Consider the following 18,208-nt stretch of genomic DNA (forward strand, 5'->3'; position numbering starts at 1 on the left):
TGGCGGTCGGTATCTGGGCGATGATCTCGTCCGTCGCCACCGCGCTCGGCCCGATCGTCGGCGGACTGCTCGTCCAGCATGTCAACTGGGAGTCCGTCTTCTACATCAACGCCCCCATCGGCGTGATCGCCCTGGTCTTCGGTCTCGTGGTACTGCCACAGTCCAGGAACGAGGCGGCGGCGAGCGAGAAGTTCGACGTGGCCGGCGTCGTTCTGCTCGCGCTCGGCCTGCTCGCCGTCGTCTTCGGCGTCGTCAAGGGCGAGACGTGGGGCTGGACTTCGGCCGGCACGCTCGGCGTGATCGTCGGCGGCCTGATCGTCCTGGTCCTCTTCGGCTGGTACGAGACCCGCGTCGCGCACCCTCTGCTGCCCATGCGGCTGTTCCGCAACCCGGCCCTGACCATCGGTACGGTCGTCACCGCGCTGAACTTCTTCGTCCTGCTCGGCGTGATCTTCTTCGTGATGCTGTACCTGCAGAATGTCCACGGCTTCACACCCGTGGAGTCCGGTGTGCGCACCCTGCCGCTCAGCCTCGCCTCCATGGTGGCCTCGCCGCTCGGCGCGAAGCTCACCGAGAAGTTCGGCCCGCGCCTGACCATGCCGCTCGGGATGGCGCTCCAGGCCGGCGCCGCGTTCACGATGCTCGCGTGGAGCGCCGACTCCTCGTACGCCGCCATGTGGCCGCCGTTCGTCGCGCTCGGTCTCGGCGTCGGCATCGTGATGGCCGCGTCCTCCGACGCGATCGTCGGCAACTCGGCACGTCGGTGCTCGTCTCCCTCATCAGCAGCCGCGTCGGCTCCACGCTCACGGACTCACTGACCGACGCCGGCGTGCCCCACTCGGCGGCCGCTCGCTTCGAGGAGGCGAAGGACGCGGTGGCGATGGGCGTCGCCCCGGTCTCCGACGCGATGCCCGCCCAGCTCAGGGCGGCCGTGGTGGAGGGGAGCCACACCGCCTTCATGAACGGCGTGCACACCGCCGTCCTGGTCACCGGCGTCCTCGCCCTGGTGGGCGCCGCCCTCGCAGCGTTCGGCCTCCGCGGCCGGAAGGACGGGACCCAGGAGGACACCGGGCACACCGAGCACGGCGCGAAGGTGCCGAGCCCGGCCGTCGTCCCGGCCGCGGCCGCCGTCCGGTCCTCCGCCGGAGTCCCGGTCAGCGGGCACGTCGTCGGCGCCGAGTCGGCCCCCGTGCCGCGCGCGGTCATCACGCTGATCTCGCTGGGCGGGCGGCAGGTGGGACGCATGGTGGCCCACTCGGACGGTGCCTACGCGGTGGACGCGCCGGGCGTGGGAAGCTACGTGCTCATCACCTCCGCCGAGGGCTACCAGCCGCAGGCGTCCACGGTCGTGGTCGGCGGCGAGCCGGTCTCGTACGACATCCTGCTCTCCGGCACCAGCGGTCTGGTCGGCACGGTCAGGTCGGCCGACCTCGGCAAGCCCGTCGCCGGCGCGACGGTGGTCGCGGCCGACGTGCGCGGCGACGTGCTCGCGACCGAACTGACCGACACGGACGGGACCTTCGGTTTCGCCGAGCTGGTGCCGGGTCCGCTGACCCTCGCGGTGACCGCGGCCGGCTACCGGCCGATCGCGCTGCCCGTCGAGATCGCCGCGCAGGGCGTCACCAGGACCGAGCTCGAACTCTCACCCGGCCTGCACGTGCGGGGCATGGTCCAGGCCGCGGGCCGGCCGCTGAACGACGCGCGGGTCACGCTCGTCGACACGGCCGGCAACGTGGTGGCCACCGCGACCACCGGCGAGGACGGCGGCTATGCCTTCACCGACCTCGATGGCGGCCAGTACACGGTCACGGCGGCCGGCTACCCGCCGAAGGCAACCCAGGTGACCGTTCACGGCTCGGGCGTGGAAAGCCACGACATCGAGCTCTCCCATCCCGACGACTGACACTCCCTGGACCCGGTGAACCCCGGACCGATGGCGGCGCATGTCACCACCGGTCCGGGGTTCTGCACGTCTGTGGCTCGAGTGGGTGACCCGGCCTGACGTCAATGTAACGCTCAGGTTACGAAATCACCCTGTGCCCTTCCCCGCCTGACGATCCCGGTCTACGTTCCAGCGAAAACCAACCACATGGTAACTGTTGGCGTCAGGAAGGCAGTCGACGATGACCGAACTAGGAGCGTGTCTCAGTAACGGACACCCCGCTTGCGGTTCGTGATCATTCATGCGGGATGATCTCGGTATGCGTGATCGGGATGGTCTGTTCGAGATCGAGCCGGGTGAGAAGAAGCAGCCGCAGGGTCGTCCGGCGGCGGTGGACAAGACGTTCCGGGCGTTCGACCCGCACCAGGTCCTGCTGCTGCCGCCGTCGCTGGACGACTGGCTGCCCGAGGATCACCTGGCCCGGTTCGTTGCCGACCTGGTCGACGAGGTGCTCGACCTGTCGCCGATCCTGGCGGACTACACCGAAAAGCGCGGCTACCCGCCCTACGATCCGCGGCTGATGGTGCGGCTGCTGATCTACGGCTACACCACCGGGGTGCGCTCCTCGCGGGCGATCACGCGTAAGTGTGTCGATGACGTCGCGTTCCGGTTCCTGGCCGCCGACCAGGCTCCGGACTTCCGCTCGATCGCCCGGTTCCGCCGCCGCCACCTGGACGCGCTCGCCGGCCTGTTCCTGCAGTCGCTGCACCTGGCGCGGAAGCTGGACATGGTCAAGATGGGCCGCGTCGCGCTGGACGGCACCAAGCTGGAGGCCAGCGCCTCCAAGCACAAGGCGATGAGCTACGGCCGCCTGATCGGCAAGGAAGAACAGATCGAAGCCGAGATCGCCGCCCTGGAGACCACGGCCCGGTCCCTGCTGGACGACGCCGAAGCAGTCGATACCGCCGAAGACGCCCGGTTCGTCGTGGACGGCAAAGAGGCCGACCTGCCCGCCGAACTGGACCGCCGCGAAAAGCGCCTGGCCAGGCTGCAGGCAGCCCGCGCACAGATCGAGACCGAGGCCGCCGACANNAAGGCCCGCGCTCACGCCGAGGACAACGAACGCCGCCGTCAGGAACGCGCCGGGACCAGCGACGAGCGGGCCGTCACCGACGCGGGCGAGCAGGCAGCAGCCAAGGCCCGGCCCAAGCCCAAGGCCCAGGCCAACTTCACCGACCCCGACTCGCGGATCATGAAGAACAGCAACGGCGCCTACATCCAGGCCTACAACGCCCAGGCCGTCGTCGATGAAGAGCACCAGGTCATCACGGCCGCCGACATCACCACCAACGCCTCGGACGCGCTGAACTACACCCCGATGCTCGACCAGTCCGCGCAGAACACCGGCGTCCACCCGGGGCAGGCCCTCGTCGATGCCGGCTACTGCTCCGAGACCAACCTGCAGGCCTCCAAAGAGCGCCAACTCGCCTGCGGCACCGATAGGTTCATGACCACCGGCCGACTCGGCCACGACGAACAGGTCCCGCCCGCACCCCGCGGACGCATCCCCGCCAGCGCCACCCTCAAGGAACGCATGGCCCGCACACTGCGGACGAAGCCCGGCAAGGCCGCCTACAGCCGCCGCAAAGCGATCGTCGAACCCGTCTTCGGCCAGATCATGACCTGCCAGAACGGCCGCCAACTCCTCCTCCGCGGCGAGGACGGAGCCCGCGGCGAGTGGCGACTGCTGGCCGCCTGCCACAACCTCCGCAAGATCTTCCGACACGCCGGAACCGCAGGACTCGCCGTCCTGGCCGGCTGACCATCCGGCCACACCGGCCTCAGCGGGCCGAAATCCCCCTCCGACCGACCCGCTCATCGGCCCCACAGGCGCTGACCGGGCGACCACGACCGATCCCGCCCATCACGACCTCCCGGCCAGTTGCCCGTTACTCAGACACGCTCCTAGCTCCCGGTTTCCTCTGGGGCGCATCCACGGCACCGCACCAGATCGAGGGCAACAACCTCAACAGCGACTTCTGGGCGCACGAGGGGCGCATGCCGGGCATGGAGCGCAGTGGTGACGCCTGCGACAGCTACCACCGGTACCGCGAGGACATGCAGCTGCTCGCCGACGCCGGGCTCAACGCGTACCGCTTCGGCATCGAGTGGGCACGGATCGAGCCGGTCCCCGGGGTGATCTCGCGGGCCGAACTCGCCCACTACCGGCGCATGATCGAGACCGCCTTGGACCTCGGCCTGATCCCGGTCCTGACCCTGCACCACTTCACCAGCCCGCTCTGGTTCGCTCAGGAGGGCGGCTGGCTCGGCGACCGCGCCGTCGAACGGTTCCGGGCGTATGCCGAGGCTGTTTCCCCGATCCTCGACGGTGTCGAGTGGGTGGTCACGATGAACGAGCCGAACATGCTGGCCATCATGATCGGCATGGCACGGGCGCTGCAGGACGACCCGCACGCGGCCGACCCGTGGCTGAGCCCCACCGTCGACGACGAGGGCCCGCGGCCGAAGACGCCGGCCCCGGATGTGAAGATCGGCGAGCGGCTGGTCGAGGCGCACCACGCCGCCCGGGAGGTGCTGCGGGAGCGCACCGGCGCCAAGGTCGGCTGGACGGTCGCCAACCGGGCCTTCGTCGCCCGCCCCGGAGCCGAGGAGAAGATGCGGGAGCTGGAGTACATCTGGGAGGACCTCTACCTGGAGGGGTCGCGCGGCGACGACTTCGTCGGTGTGCAGTCGTACTCCAGCCAGTGGGTCGGCCCGGACGGCGTCGAGCCCCATCCGCAGCACCCGGACAACACGCTCGTCGGCACCGCCTACCGGCCCGACGCCCTGAGCATCGCCGTGCGGCACACCGTCGAGGTCACCGGCGGCATGCCGATCCTGGTCACCGAGAACGGCATCGCCACCGGCGACGACACCCGCCGGATCGCCTACACCGGCGAGGCCCTCGAACATCTCGAAGCGGCGATCGCCGACGGCGCGGACGTCCGCGGCTACCTGCACTGGAGCCTCCTGGACAACTACGAGTGGGGCCACTGGGCGCCGACGTTCGGACTGGTCGAGGTCGACCGCGAGACCTTCGAGCGCCGTCCCAAGCCCAGCCTCGCCTGGCTGGGCGAGACCGCCCGCCGCGCGGGCAACTGAGCGCCTCCCCACCGCCGGAAGGACACATCGTGCAGGTATCCGTACCCGACGTCTCGTCCCGGTCCCTGGCCGAACTGGTCTCGCTGTCCGGGCGGCGCGCCGTCGTGACCGGCGCGGGCCGGGGACTGGGCCGGGCGATCGCCGAGCGCATGGCCGAAGCGGGCGCGGACGTGGTCGTCGCCGATATCGAGCAAGGGCTCGCCGACGCCGCAGCCGAGGATCTGAACGCCCGCCGCCCGGGCTCCGTGGTGGCCGCCCACATCGACGTCACCGACGCGGGGAGCGTCGTCGCGGCCGCCGATCTCGCGGTCCGGGAGCTCGGCGGGGTCGACATCTGGGTCAACAACGCCGGGATCTTTCCCAGCGTTCCCGCGCTGGAGATGTCCGAGAAGACCTGGGACGAGGTGTTCGCCGTGAACACGCGCGGTGTCTTCCTGGGATCCCGGGAGGCCGCGCGCCGGATGCGCGAGGCCGGGAACGGCGGCGTCATCGTCAATGTGGTCTCCACGGCCGGATTCCGGGGAACGGCCCCCGGGCTCGCCGCCTACGTCGGCTCCAAGCACGCGGCACGCGGTCTCACCCGGCAACTCGCCCTCGAATTCGCACCGCTCGGCATTCGCGTACTGGGCGTCGCGCCGACGTTCGTACCGACCGAGGGGAACATGGCGGCAGCCGCCGAGGCCGGGCTCCCTCTGGACCCCGAGTCCCTCATGTCCGTGATGAAACCGGGCCCGCTCGGCCGGCTCGGCGTCCCTGACGACATCGCCCGCGTGGTGCTGTTCTGTGCGAGCGACCTCTCGGCCTTCATGACGGGGAGCACGCTCCTGGCGGACGCCGGTGAAACGATTTGATCCGCGATCCGCGACACCTCACCACCCCGTCCTTCTCGGGCCACTGCCCCGCAACGACGCGTAGGAGCGGCATGCTCTCCCCCCGCACCAGCCCCACCCGCGACATCATCGGCCTCGACGGCCTGTGGCGGTTCGCTCTCGACAGCCGCGCCAGCGCCACTCCGTGGACGTCGCGGCTCACTTCCCCCCTCGAAGCACCCGTTCCCGCCAGCTACAACGACCTGTTCGTGGACCCGGTGATCCGTGACCATGTCGGCGTCGTCTGGTACCAGCGCGATGCGCGGGTGCCACGCGGCTGGGCGGGTGAGCGGGTGGTCCTGCGCTTCGGCTCCGTCACCCACGCCGCGCAGGTCTACGTGGACGACCGGCTGGTGGCCGAACACACCGGGGGCTACACCCCCTTCGAGGCGGATCTGACCGGGATCGTCCTTCCCGGCGCCGAGTTCAGACTGACGGTCGGCGTCGACAACCGGCTGACGAACGAAACGATCCCGCCCGGCACCGTCACCACCGGCCCCGACGGCCGCGAACGCCAGTCGTATCTGCACGACTTCTACAACTACGCGGGCATCGCGCGCCCGGTCCGCCTGTGCAGCACGCCGCTGACCTTCGTCGAGGACGTCACGGTCGTCACCGGACTCGACATCGCCGCCGGCCTCGTCGAGTACCGTGTGGAAACCGGCGGCGAGGCCGCCGACGCGATCGCCGTCCAGGTGCGTGCGGTCGACGAGGCGGGCCGGACCGTGGCGGAGGCGGACGGGATCGAGGGCGTCCTGCGCATAGAGGGCGTCACCCTCTGGCGGCCCGGCGCCGCCTATATGTACGACCTCGTCGTGGACTTGGTCGCCGAGGGCGGGACCGGTGCGGGAGAACTCGTCGACAGCTACACCCAGCCCTTCGGTGTCCGCACCGTGGAGGTGCGGGGCACCGACTTCCTCATCAACGGCGAACCGTTCTACTTCACCGGTTTCGGCAAGCACGAGGACACCCCCGTGCGGGGCAAGGGCCACGACGACGCCTACCTAGTCCACGACTTCCAGCTCCTTCAGTGGACCGGCGCCAACTCCATCCGCACCTCGCACTACCCGTACGCGGAGGAGGTGCTCGACTTCGCCGACCGGCACGGCATCGTCGTCATCGACGAGACCGCCGCCGTCGGCCTCAACCTGGGCGTCATGGGCGGTCTCACCGGACAGGCTCCGACCCCGACCTTTGCGCCGGAGAACTTCGGCGGGACCACCCGCGACGTCCACGCCCAACACCTGCGGGAGCTGATCGAGCGGGACAAGAACCACCCGAGCGTGGTGATGTGGTCCCTCGCCAACGAACCGGCCTCCAACGAGGACGGCGCCCGCGAGTACTTCGAGCCACTGGTCGAACTGGCCCGCAAGCTCGACCCGACCCGCCCCCTCACCTACTCCGCGGTCATGTTCGCCACGCCTGAGAATGACCAGATCGGCGAGCTGTTCGACGTCCTGAGCATCAACCGCTACTACGGCTGGTACCTGTTCACCGGCGACCTCGCGACCGCCGAGCAGTATCTGGAGCAGGATCTCCGCGGCTGGGCAACGCGCTTCGGCAAGCCGGTCATGATGTCCGAGTACGGCGCCGACACCCAGGCCGGCCTGCACTCCGTCTGGGACACGCCGTGGAGCGAGGAGTACCAGAGCGACTACCTCGCCATGTACCACCGCGTCTTCGACCGCATCCCCGAGTTCATCGGCGAACAGGTCTGGAACTTCGCCGACTTCCAGACCTCCGCCGGCATCCACCGCGTCGACGGCAACAAGAAGGGCGTCTTCACCCGCGACCGCAAGCCCAAGACGGCCGCGTTCGCCCTCCGCCGCCGCTGGCACGGCCTGAACGGACGCAAGCCCGGCCGGGCCGCGGAGGACTGACGCTTCTCCCCCGCACCCCCTGCCTCCTCCCCGGCCCCGTCGCGCACCTCGGCGGCGCAACAACCCGTTGTTGAAACGTTCCAATGACGTCTTGCTCAAGCAACTGAGAAGGGCCGCACCCGATGCCCACCACGCCTCCCCCTCCCCCGCTCAGGGCACACAGCACCATCGACGCATGGCTGACCCACCCGAAGGGCGCGCCGCTCATCAAGGCGCTGCTGGACCAGGCCGGGGTGCAGCAGGAGATGCTCGCTCCCGTCCGCGCGCTCCCGCTCCAGCAGTTGGTCGCCGTCAGCCAAGGGCAGCTGCCGCAGGCGGTCGTCGACGAACTGGTGCTTCACGTCAACGACGGCGTCATGCCCACCGAGGAGAGCGCGCCGGGCGTGTGGACGGAGCGTGTCACGCCCGGCCGGTTCGACGGCAGAACCGTCATCGTCACCGGCGCGGCATCCGGCATCGGCCGGGCGACCGCCTCGCGCATCGCGCGGGAAGGCGGCCGCGTGATCGCCGTCGACGTCTCGGCCGAACGCCTGGAAGCCTTCGCCGCGTCCTTCCCCGACGGCGCGGTCGCCGCCGTCGGCGGCGACATCACCCTGCAGGACGACATCGATCGAATCGTCATGGCGGCTGACGGCCGCGTCGACGCCCTCGCGAACGTGGCCGGAGTGAACGACGACTTCTCGCCGGTCCACGAGACCTCCGACGAGATGTGGGACCGCGTCATCGGCATCAACCTCACCGGCGGTTTCAAACTGTCCCGCGCGGTCCTGCCGGTCATGATCGCCGCGGGCGCGGGCTCGATCGTCAACGTCGCCTCGGAAGCGGCACTGCGCGGCAACTCCTCGGGCACCGCGTACACCGTCTCCAAACACGGTGTCATCGGCCTGACCAGGTCCGCCGCCTTCATGTACGGCCCCCACGGCATCCGGGTCAACGCGGTGGCACCCGGCGGCGTGGCGACCGGCATCCCCATGCCCGCGCACATGTCGCAGACGGGTTCCGCCCGGCTCGCCCCTTTCCAGCAGGCGATTCCGACCCTGGCCACCGCCGAGCAACTGGCGGCCTCCATCACCTTCCTGCTCAGCGACGACGGCATCAACATCAACGGCGCCGTCCTCCCGTCCGACGGGGGCTGGTCGGTCCAGTAATGCCCACACCCCGAGGCAGTCAATCGCCAGGCGGGCCTGGTGACGCGCCGCTCCGTGCGCAACCCCATCAGTTCATCCACAAGCGCATGTGCCGTCCGCCACCAACTGCCGCGCCACCTGACACTCATGAGACAAAGGAGTCCTCATGCCTCAGAACGACCGTGACATCAGCGTGGCCGGACCCCCGCCGACCGACACGGCGAAGGCTGACGGTGAGGAGCCGACAGGGCCGGCAACGGGCGGCGGAGAGGAACCGGCCGAGACCCCCGCCCCCAAGATCGAGGCTCCGCCGCTGGAGAGGGTCAGCGGTAGTTACCTCGCCTGGATCATGATCGCCAGCTTCGGGGCCTCCCTGGCCCTGATGGTTCCGCTCTCCTACTCGCTGGCCGTGCGGATCGACGGCCTCGTCCCCGGACGCGAGGAACTGCTCGGATACGTCACCGGATGCGCCCAGGTCGTCTATCTGGTCCTCAGCCCTCTGATGGGCTTCTGGAGCGACCGGATGCGCTCCCGCCTGGGCCGCCGGGCACCGTTCATGTTCGCCGGCACGGCCATCGGCATGGTCGGGCTCCTGGGGGTCGCCGTCGCACCGACGGTCTTCCTGGTGGGCCTGGCGTGGGTCGTCGGCATGATCGGCTGGTCCACGGTCGGGCAGGCCATCCAGAACGTCCAGGCCGACCGCGTGCCCGAGGAGCAGCGCGGACGCGTCTCGGCGGTGACCGGCGTCATGACCCAGATCGCGCCGGTGGTCGGCATCGGCATCGCGTACACGGTGGCTTCCAGCACGCTTCTGGTGTTCCTGGTACCGGGCGTCATCGGAGCGGCCATGCTGTTGCTGTTCCCGCTGTTCAAGCCGGAGGGCGACTCCCGCGCACTCGTCCGCTCCAGCGAGGTGAGCCTCAGGGGCCTGGTCGCCAGCTACGGGTTCAATCCGCGGAAGTACCCCGACTTCGGCTGGAACTGGCTCGGCCGCTTCGTCTTCTTCATGGGCCTGTACTTCAACACCACCTTCGGGACCTTCTTCTACGCCCAGCGGCTCGACATGCCCGTCAAGGAGGTCGCCGGCGTCGTGGCGGCGATCGGGATCATCGGGGTTGTGGCGGCGGCCGGCGGCGCCATCGGGGGCGGCTTCCTCTCCGACAAGCTCGGCCGGCGCAAGCTGTTCACCATGCTCGGATCCACGATCTTCGTCGCCGGGGCCGTCGCCGAGGCGTTCGCCCACTCGCTGCCCCAACTCGTCGTCGGCGCGGTGCTGATGCAGCTCGCCATAGCGATGTTCAGCGCCGTCGACCAGGCGATCGTGTTCGCCATCCTCCCGGACCGGGCCCAGGCCGGCCGCTATCTCGCGGTGGTCGCCTTCGCGCAGAAGATCCCCAGCGCCCTCGCCCCGCTCATCGCACCGCTCGTCATCACCATCGGTGTCACGAGCGGAGGGGAGAAGAACTACACACTGCTCTACCTGAGCGGGGCGGTGCTGGCGCTCGTCGGCGGCCTGATCATCAAGTTCAAGATCAAGTCGGTCCGGTAGCGGGGCTCCTGCAGAATCCGCGGTGCGCGCAAGGGGTCCGGCCCATTCCCGCCGCCCCCGGGGGCGTACGGCGTACAGGGGGAGCCGCGGACGAACGGCGACACGCCTGTGGGGCGTCGCCACCAAGGCACGCCGAACGACAGCCCGCGCGGCCACCGCCCCCGCCGTACACGCCGCTGCGACAACCGTCGTACGAGACAGCCAACCGCCCGTGCACACAACAGAGTTCAACGAGTCCCGAGAAGGCAGAGCATGAACAACGCACCGTATGACCTGCGCATCGACAGCGGCGGTGACCAGTTCACCGTGTCGGGCCCCGCACCCCGCCTCTCGTGGAAGCCACCGTCGGACGCCGGGTACCCGACGGGATACGAACTGGAATGCACCATCGACAGCCAGGCGCAGCCCCTGGTGCGGGTCGTGCCCGGCCGGCACCGCTTCCTCCCGTGGCCATGGGCGGCGCTGCTCAGCGGCCGGCAGGTGGCCTGGCGGGTCCGGGCGAGCGACGCCGAGGGCCCGTCGCCGTGGTCGGAGTGGAACACGTTCGAGGTCGGCCTCCTCGACGAGGACTGGCAGGCGCGCTGGATATCGCCGGCCGAGACCGTCGACCCCGGCTACGGCAAGCGCCCGGCGCACACCCTCACGACCCGGTTCGAGGCACGGGCCGGGGTGCGCTCGGCTCGGCTGTACGCGACGGCGCTCGGCGTGTACGAGGCGTACGTGAACGGCGAGCGGGCCGGCACCGCCAACTGTCGCCCGGGTCCACCTCCTACGACCGCACGCTCTACGCCCAGGCATCGGACGCCACGGCCGCCGTCAAGGCGGGCGGCAACCTTGTCGAGATCGTCCTCTCCGACGGCTGGTACCGGGGCCAGGTCGGCGCGTTCCGCCTGCCGGCCGGCTGGGGGACGGTACTCGGCGCACGTGCCGAGCTGCACATCGTGTACGCGGACGGTTCACGCCAGGTCGTGCGCAGCGACGAGACCTGGACGAGCACCCGGTCGGTCATCACCCGGGCCGACCTCATGGACGGGCAGACCACCGACTTCCACGCCGGGCCGGGCGCCGAACAGCCGGTCCTCGTCGACCAGGTCGAGGCGCCCGCGATCGAATGGTCGCCGGCACCGCCTGTCCGCGTCGTCGCATCGCGTCCGGCACAGTCGGTCAAGCAGGTGCAGGACGGGCTCTGGATCGCCGACTTCGGGCAGAACGCCTCCGGCTGGATCACCCTGAGCGACCTCGGCCCGGCCGACACCCGCACCGTCATCGACTACGGCGAACACGTCGGCTCCGACGGCGACCTGACGACGTCCCACCTGGACTCCGTACGCCCCGGCGAGGGCCCGATCCCCTTCGTCCAACGCGACGAGGTCGTCTCGGCGGGCCGGGGCGAGACGTTCGAGCCACGCCACACCGTGCACGGTTTCGGGTACGCGCGCATCCGACGCGACGGCGCCCCGCTCGACCCCGCGAGCATCACGACGCGCATCGTCCACACCGACCTGCGCCGCACCGGCACCTTCGCCTGCAGCGACGACGACCTCAACCGCCTGCACGAGATCGCCGACTGGAGCTTCCGCGGCAACGCCGTCGACGTGCCCACCGACTGCCCGACCCGCGAACGCCTCGCCTGGACCGGCGACTACCAGGTCTTCGCACCGACCGCCACGCGCCTGTACGACGTCCTTGGCTTCAGCCGCAAATGGCTCCGCTCGGTCCGCGACGACCAGTTGCCCGACGGCCGGATCGCCAACTTCTCGCCCGACGGCCGCCGCATCAAGCACCATCTCGACGACCAGTTCGCCATGATGACCGGCTCCGCCGGCTGGGGCGACGCGATCATCGCCGTCCCCTGGGAGCTGTACCGGTCCTACGGCGACCGAGACATCCTCACCGAGAACTGGGAGGCGATGGTCCGCTGGGTCGACTGGGCGCTGCACACCGCCCGCACCACCCGCCACCAGTCCCGCATCGAGCGCTCGCCCGAGCCGCTGCCGCACGAGCAGTACCTCTGGGACGGCTCCTTCCACTGGGGCGAGTGGACCGAGCCGAAGGCGAAAGCGGCCGACGGCAGCCGCATCGATCCGATCCAGACCAACCCGATCGCCTGGTTCATGGCCGACAAGGGCGAGGTCGGCACGGCGTTCCTGTACCGCTCGACGTCCACCCTCGCCGACGTGGCGAGGGTGCTGGGCCGCACCGAGGACGCAGCCCGCTACACCGAGACCGCGGAGCGCGTCCGCGAAGCCTGGCGCACCGAGTTCCTCACCCCCGACGGACACACCACCGGCGACACCCAGGCCGGTTACGTTCGCGCGCTGTCCCTCGGGCTCGTCCCGGACGAGCTGCGGGAGGCCGCCGCCGCGCGGCTGGTCGAGCTGATCCGCGGCGCCGACACCCACCTCACCACCGGCTTCCTCTCGACCGGCGATCTGCTCCCCGTCCTGGCCGACTCCGGCCACGCCGACGTCGCCTACGAGTTGCTCCTCCAGCGCACCGCACCCTCCTGGCTGTACATGCTCGACCGCGGCGCGACCACCATCTGGGAGGACTGGGAGGGCATCGACGACACCGGAACCGCCCACGACTCGCTCAACCACTACAGCAAGGGCGCCGTGATCCGCTTCCTGCACACCCACACCCTGGGGCTGCGGCAGACGCCCGGGTCGATCGCCTGGGAGTCCGTCGAGGTCGCGCCCGTCCCGCACCCGTCAGTGCCATGGGCCCGGGGCACCCACGAGTCCCCGCAGGGCACGATCGCCGTCGAGTGGCGCACGACCGGCGACCGCCTCACCATCACGGTCGACGTCCCACCGGCCACCACCGCCCGCATCGTCTTCCCCGACGGCACGATCGAGGAGCCTGTGGCATCCGGCAGGTTCAGCGCCACCCGGCGGGTGGGGAAGACGGATTGAGACGACCGAGGAGCGGGCCCGTCGACGGTGACGCCGCGGGCGGTCCGCCGCCGGGGCGGGGTGGTCGTGCAGATCGGTCCGCGGGCCGGACGGCCCCTCGCATCGCCTCCACACCGGCTTCGCCAAAGCGGCGCGCGCAGTCGACCGCCTCCTGATGGAAGAGGTCGATCTCTCCGACGCTGATCCAGGCGTGACCTCGTCAAGGCCGTCCGCCGTCACGGCGGATGTCGTACGCCGCGACCTGGACCGGTCCCTCAGGGAAACGGCGGCCGAGGGCCTGTCACGCGAGGGTCGGGCCGCCCACCAGAAGTGATCGCCGGGTGGCCGCGAGCAGTTCGCAACGGTCGGAAGGGCCAGCGGTGTGTCCGGTGCGGCAGGGCCCTCCTCGAGGTGGGCGGTCACGGCATGTTCCCCGAGGCGTTTCAGGACCTCGGCCGGGTCCTGGCCGGCCACGGCGGCCCAGTGGACAGCGGTCTCGGCGGGCGTGTTGCACAGGCCGACTGCGAACGGCTCGACGTGCCGGAAGCCGAGCGCGGCCAGTCGCCCCCGGTGCCGGGCAGTCGGCCTCCAGAGCCTGGATCACGCTGTACAGCTGGACCGCGGGGGTGCCGGGGCTCATTCTTCGCCGTCTGGCTCTGCGACCTGTGGGAAGGTCATGCGCATGAACGCCCGTACCGGCCCGACGATGTCGAGATCCTGGTCGAGCAGCCACTGCAACTGCAGGCCGTTGAGCACGGCCTGGAGCAGGGTGGCCGCGTGTTCGGGGGTGAGCGCTTCGTGCAGTTCTCCGCGCTCGGCCTTCCCGCTCATGCCTTGGGCGAATTGATCGCGCCCCCAGGCGTAGCGCTGCGCGAAATAGCCGTGCGCGGGGTGCTCCGGGCGGGAGGCGGCCGCCGCGAGCTCGATCCACAGGCGCATCAGCTCGGGGGCCTTCTGGTGGTGACGCAGCAGGTCGCCGAGGTACGGCGCCAGATGGTCCATGTCCGGCACCTGTGACTCGGCGTACTGCCGCTCCTCGGTGTCGCGTTCGGCGAGCACGGCGGCCAGCAGGTCGTCCTTGTTGCGGAAGTGATGCAGCAGCCCGGCATGGGTGATGCCGGCCCGCTCGGCGATGTCCCGCAGCGATGCCTTGGTGAACCCGTGTTCCGCGAAGCTCTCGCGCGCCGCCCGGACGATCTCGGCCCGTCTGGCGGGCGTCTTGGTGTACGGGCCGCGGGCCTTGGACTGGGTCACAGCGCGCTTCCTCTTCCCAAATCCCGCATCACGATTCCCCAAACCTTCCGAGGCTTAGCATTTCGTTGCCCGCTCGGCAGTTCGGGCGGTGAGCAGGGCGAGTGCAAGGGGCGGAACGCGGCGATTCCGCGCCAGGTAACGCTCCGACTGCGAACAGACTCCCATCTTCGCGCACCTCCCGCCGCGGCTTGTCTTTCGAATGAAATTCAACCATGCGGTAATCGTTCACGCGACGGGACGCACCGGCGGATCCGCGACCGCCGCACCGTCCTCGAGCACCACCCGCATGCCGACCTGCCGACCTCACGGGGCTCCGCCGCACACGCCCACATGCGCATCAGCCCACTCGTGCACCCGTGCATGACCGCGCCGAAACACCGACGCACCGACGCACCGACGAAGGCCTCGGCATGCGCCGGGCTGACGCGTCGAATGACGCTCGCTGCACGGCACCGGAACTCGCCGCCGCAGTCGACCCAGGCTGCCTGCGGGATGCCGCCGCCCTACCGAACACATGGGGCACTCGGCTCCTCGAGACGACCACCCGCACGGTCGGGACCGCTCGCCGGTGGCCGGATCCGCGCCTCAATTTCATTCGGGACACCTTGTTGGTACGTCCTGACATATCTGTTGACATCCCTGCGGAGCGGCTCCATAGTCTCTCCAACTAGAGCGCGCTACTAAAGCGCTCCAGCCCGTGAAACAGGTGGTCCACACCTACGACCGCCGCAGAAGCACACGTCGCGCCACGCACGGCACATGCACACCATCCGCGCACCGCGTCGTTTCTCGGTGATCAGGCATCGACCGCCGACGTCGGACGCGCTTCGGCCCATCACAGACTGACTCCACCCCGACAAGCACAGCGAGGTGCAAGGGACATGCACAGAAACCACCGAGTCGCCGTTCTCACCGCCACCGTCCTCACCGGAACCCTGCTGGCCGCCGGCTGTTCCAGCAGCTCCGGAGGAAAGAAGTCCGAGGAAGGCAACGCGGCCGTCTCGGCGGGCAAGGCCACCACCCCGCGCATGACGGTGGCCATGGTCACCCACGCCTCCCCCGGTGACACCTTCTGGGACCTGGTCCGCAAGGGCGCCCAGGCCGCGGCCGCCAAGGACAACATCAAGCTCGTCTACTCCAGCGACCCCAACGCGGGCAACCAGGCCAGCCTGGTTCAGAACGCCATCGACCAGAAAGTCGCCGGCATCGCCCTGACCGCCGCCAAGCCTGCCGCCATGAAGGACGTCGTGGCCAAGGCCACCGCCGCCGGCATCCCCGTCGTCGGCTTCAACTCCGGCGTCGGCGACTGGAAGAAACTCGGCATGCTCGAATACTTCGGCCAGGACGAGAACATCGCGGGCCAGGCCTTCGGCCAGCGCCTGAACCAGCTCGGCGCCAAGCACGCCCTGTGCGTCATCCAGGAGCAGGGGCAGGTCGCGCTGGAGGCCCGTTGCGCCGGCCTGAGGAAGGGCTTCAGCGGCAAGACGGACACCCTCTACGTCAACGGCACCGACATGCCGTCGGTGAAGTCGACGATCACCGCCAAGCTCAAGCAGGACTCCTCCATCGACCAGGTGGTCACCCTCGGCGCCCCGATCGCGCTGACGGCGGTCCAGTCGTTGTCCGACGCCGGCAGCAAGGCCAAGCTCGCCACCTTCGACCTCAACAAGGATCTGGTGAAGGCCGTCCAGGACGGCACCGTCGAGTTCGCCGTGGACCAGCAGCCATATCTGCAGGGCTACTTGGCGGTCGACTCGCTGTGGCTCTACAAGACCAACGGCAACTTCAGCGGTGGCAGCACCGCCCCCGTCCTCACTGGCCCGGCCTTCATTGACAAGACCAACGTCGACACGGTCGCCAAGTTCGCCGCGAACGGGACACGGTGATGAGCACAGCCCAGCATGCCGAGCCGACGGTGAACACACCGCCGGCCCCCGGCCCGAAGGAAACCGACGGCCGGACCGTGCAACGTACCCTGACGCTGAGGGCGCTGGCCCGGCCCGATGTGGGCGTCTTCCTCGGCGCCGCAGCCGTCTACGTGTTCTTCCTGATTTCGGCGCCGCCGGTGCGCGACGCCGGATCGATGGCGAACATCCTCTACCAGTCGTCGACGATCGGCATCATGGCCCTACCGGTGGCGCTGCTGATGATCGGCGGCGAGTTCGACCTGTCGGCCGGCGTCGCCGTGATCACCTCCGCCCTCACCGCGAGCATGCTCAGCTACCAGCTGACCACGAACGTCTGGGTCGGCGTGATCGCCGCCCTGGTCGTCTCCCTGGGCGTCGGCTTCCTCAACGGCTGGCTCGTGGTCAAGACCGGACTGCCCAGCTTCCTGGTCACCCTGGGCAGCTTCCTCATCCTGCAGGGCGTCAACCTCGCGGTCACCAAACTGGTCACCGGCAACGTCGCCACCGACGACATCAGCGACATGGACGGCTTCGACCAGGCCAGGAAGCTCTTCGCCTCCAGCTTCGACATCGGCGGCGTGCAGGTGAAGATCACCATCTTCTGGTGGCTGCTGTTCGCCGCGATCGCCACCTGGGTGCTCTTGCGTACCAAGTACGGCAACTGGACCTTCGCGGTCGGCGGCAACAAAGACAGCTCGCGGGCCGTCGGCGTGCCGGTGGCCTTCACCAAGATCTCGCTGTTCATGCTGGTCGGCTTCGGCGCCTGGTTCATCGGGATGCACCAGCTGTTCTCCTTCAACACGGTGCAGTCCGGCGAGGGCGTCGGCATCGAGCTGATCTACATCTCCGGCGCGGTGATCGGCGGCTGCCTGCTCACCGGCGGCGCCGGCTCGGCGATCGGCCCGGTCTTCGGCGCGTTCATGTTCGGCATGGTCCAGCAGGGCATCGTCTACGCCGGCTGGAACCCCGACTGGTTCAAGGCCTTCCTCGGCGTGATGCTGCTCGGCGCCGTCCTGATCAATCTGTGGGTCCAGCGCACCGCGACCGGGAGGTGACCTCTATGACAAACAACGCAAGCGGCACCCACGGTGCCGTCCTGGCCGACACCGTCCCCGCCGACGCCGACCGCCCCGTCGTCCAGCTGCGCAACGCCGGCAAGGCCTACGGCAACGTCCGCGCCCTGCACGGCGTCGACCTCCAGGTGCACCCCGGCCAGGTCACCTGCATCCTGGGCGACAACGGCGCCGGCAAGTCCACCCTCATCAAAATCATTTCGGGGCTGCACGAGCACACCGAGGGCGAGTTCCTCGTCGACGGCCGGCCGGTGCACTTCACCACCCCCCGCCAGGCTCTCGACCGCGGCATCGCCACCGTCTACCAGGACCTGGCGACCGTGCCCCTGATGCCGGTGTGGCGCAACTTCTTCCTCGGCTCCGAGATGACCAAGGGCCCCTGGCCGATCCGCCGCCTCGACATCGAGAAGATGAAACAGACCGCGGACCATGAGCTGCGCAACATGGGCATCGTCCTGGACAACCTCGACCAGCCCATCGGCACCCTCTCCGGTGGCCAGCGCCAGTGCGTGGCCATCGCCCGCGCCGTCTACTTCGGCGCCCGCGTGCTGATCCTGGACGAGCCGACCGCCGCGCTGGGCGTCAAGCAGTCCGGTGTGGTCCTCAAGTAC

The 18,208-nt window shown here is 69.7% G+C and carries 12 protein-coding genes and 2 pseudogenes; 13 read left to right on the forward strand and 1 reads right to left on the reverse strand.

The window, feature by feature from the left end; genetic code table 11:
* The 10 genes and pseudogenes from JF597_RS04585 to JF597_RS04630 form a co-directional block, all read left to right on the forward strand.
* Positions 1 to 1,039 (forward strand): annotated as a pseudogene (locus JF597_RS04585) (MFS transporter); the annotation flags it as partial.
* Between the two features lie 150 nt (positions 1,040 to 1,189).
* Positions 1,190 to 1,903, forward strand: a complete 714-nt coding sequence (locus JF597_RS04590; RefSeq protein ID WP_293989228.1) for a carboxypeptidase regulatory-like domain-containing protein — start codon at positions 1,190 to 1,192, stop codon at positions 1,901 to 1,903.
* A gap of 316 nt (positions 1,904 to 2,219) precedes the next feature.
* On the forward strand, positions 2,220 to 3,704 hold the full coding sequence (locus JF597_RS04595) for an IS1182 family transposase (RefSeq protein ID WP_293989231.1): 1,485 nt from the start codon (positions 2,220 to 2,222) through the stop codon (positions 3,702 to 3,704).
* 101 nt (positions 3,705 to 3,805) lie between these two features.
* On the forward strand, positions 3,806 to 5,044 hold the full coding sequence (locus JF597_RS04600; protein ID WP_293989234.1) for a family 1 glycosylhydrolase: 1,239 nt from the start codon (positions 3,806 to 3,808) through the stop codon (positions 5,042 to 5,044).
* Positions 5,045 to 5,073: 29 nt separating this feature from the next.
* Positions 5,074 to 5,895 (forward strand): glucose 1-dehydrogenase, encoded by an 822-nt coding sequence (locus tag JF597_RS04605; protein ID WP_293989208.1) that lies wholly within the window; start codon positions 5,074 to 5,076, stop codon positions 5,893 to 5,895.
* A 71-nt stretch (positions 5,896 to 5,966) separates the two neighbouring features.
* Positions 5,967 to 7,793, forward strand: a complete 1,827-nt coding sequence (gene uidA, locus JF597_RS04610) for a beta-glucuronidase (protein ID WP_293989211.1) — start codon at positions 5,967 to 5,969, stop codon at positions 7,791 to 7,793.
* Positions 7,794 to 7,915: 122 nt separating this feature from the next.
* Positions 7,916 to 8,941, forward strand: coding sequence for an SDR family oxidoreductase (locus JF597_RS04615; RefSeq protein ID WP_366916377.1), 1,026 nt, complete (start codon positions 7,916 to 7,918; stop codon positions 8,939 to 8,941).
* 145 nt (positions 8,942 to 9,086) lie between these two features.
* Positions 9,087 to 10,469, forward strand: coding sequence for an MFS transporter (locus JF597_RS04620; protein WP_293989213.1), 1,383 nt, complete (start codon positions 9,087 to 9,089; stop codon positions 10,467 to 10,469).
* Positions 10,470 to 10,721: 252 nt separating this feature from the next.
* A pseudogene (locus tag JF597_RS04625) lies at positions 10,722 to 11,464 on the forward strand (alpha-L-rhamnosidase N-terminal domain-containing protein); the annotation flags it as partial.
* Between the two features lie 30 nt (positions 11,465 to 11,494).
* Complete coding sequence (locus JF597_RS04630) at positions 11,495 to 13,384, forward strand: family 78 glycoside hydrolase catalytic domain (RefSeq protein ID WP_293989240.1); 1,890 nt, start codon at positions 11,495 to 11,497, stop codon at positions 13,382 to 13,384.
* A gap of 615 nt (positions 13,385 to 13,999) precedes the next feature.
* Here JF597_RS04630 and JF597_RS04635 read toward each other — a convergent pair.
* Positions 14,000 to 14,617 (reverse strand): TetR/AcrR family transcriptional regulator, encoded by a 618-nt coding sequence (locus tag JF597_RS04635; RefSeq protein WP_293989216.1) that lies wholly within the window; start codon positions 14,615 to 14,617, stop codon positions 14,000 to 14,002.
* Positions 14,618 to 15,498: 881 nt separating this feature from the next.
* On the opposite strand from JF597_RS04635, the gene JF597_RS04640 reads away from it, so the two are divergent.
* The 3 genes from JF597_RS04640 to JF597_RS04650 form a co-directional block, all read left to right on the forward strand.
* Positions 15,499 to 16,503, forward strand: coding sequence for a sugar ABC transporter substrate-binding protein (locus JF597_RS04640; RefSeq protein ID WP_293989219.1), 1,005 nt, complete (start codon positions 15,499 to 15,501; stop codon positions 16,501 to 16,503).
* Positions 16,503 to 17,579 (forward strand): ABC transporter permease, encoded by a 1,077-nt coding sequence (locus tag JF597_RS04645; RefSeq protein ID WP_293989222.1) that lies wholly within the window; start codon positions 16,503 to 16,505, stop codon positions 17,577 to 17,579. Before JF597_RS04640 ends, JF597_RS04645 begins: the two co-directional genes overlap by 1 nt.
* Before the next feature lie 5 nt (positions 17,580 to 17,584).
* The coding region (locus JF597_RS04650) for an ATP-binding cassette domain-containing protein (RefSeq protein ID WP_293989225.1) at positions 17,585 to 18,208 on the forward strand (624 nt) is incomplete at its 3' end.

It is taken from the genome of Streptomyces sp. (genome assembly GCF_019510245.1).
GTDB lineage: Bacteria > Actinomycetota > Actinomycetes > Streptomycetales > Streptomycetaceae > Streptomyces.

What these genes read in the sequence shown, in the direction of transcription:
- uidA (WP_293989211.1), top strand. Translation starts at nt 5,967, where the DNA reads ATGCTCTCCCCCCGCACCAGCCCCACCCGCGACATCATCGGCCTCGAC.
- JF597_RS04615 (WP_366916377.1), top strand. Translation starts at nt 7,916, where the DNA reads ATGCCCACCACGCCTCCCCCTCCCCCGCTCAGGGCACACAGCACCATC.
- JF597_RS04620 (WP_293989213.1), top strand. Translation starts at nt 9,087, where the DNA reads ATGCCTCAGAACGACCGTGACATCAGCGTGGCCGGACCCCCGCCGACC.
- JF597_RS04630 (WP_293989240.1), top strand. Translation starts at nt 11,495, where the DNA reads ATGGACGGGCAGACCACCGACTTCCACGCCGGGCCGGGCGCCGAACAG.
- JF597_RS04640 (WP_293989219.1), top strand. Translation starts at nt 15,499, where the DNA reads ATGCACAGAAACCACCGAGTCGCCGTTCTCACCGCCACCGTCCTCACC.
- JF597_RS04645 (WP_293989222.1), top strand. Translation starts at nt 16,503, where the DNA reads ATGAGCACAGCCCAGCATGCCGAGCCGACGGTGAACACACCGCCGGCC.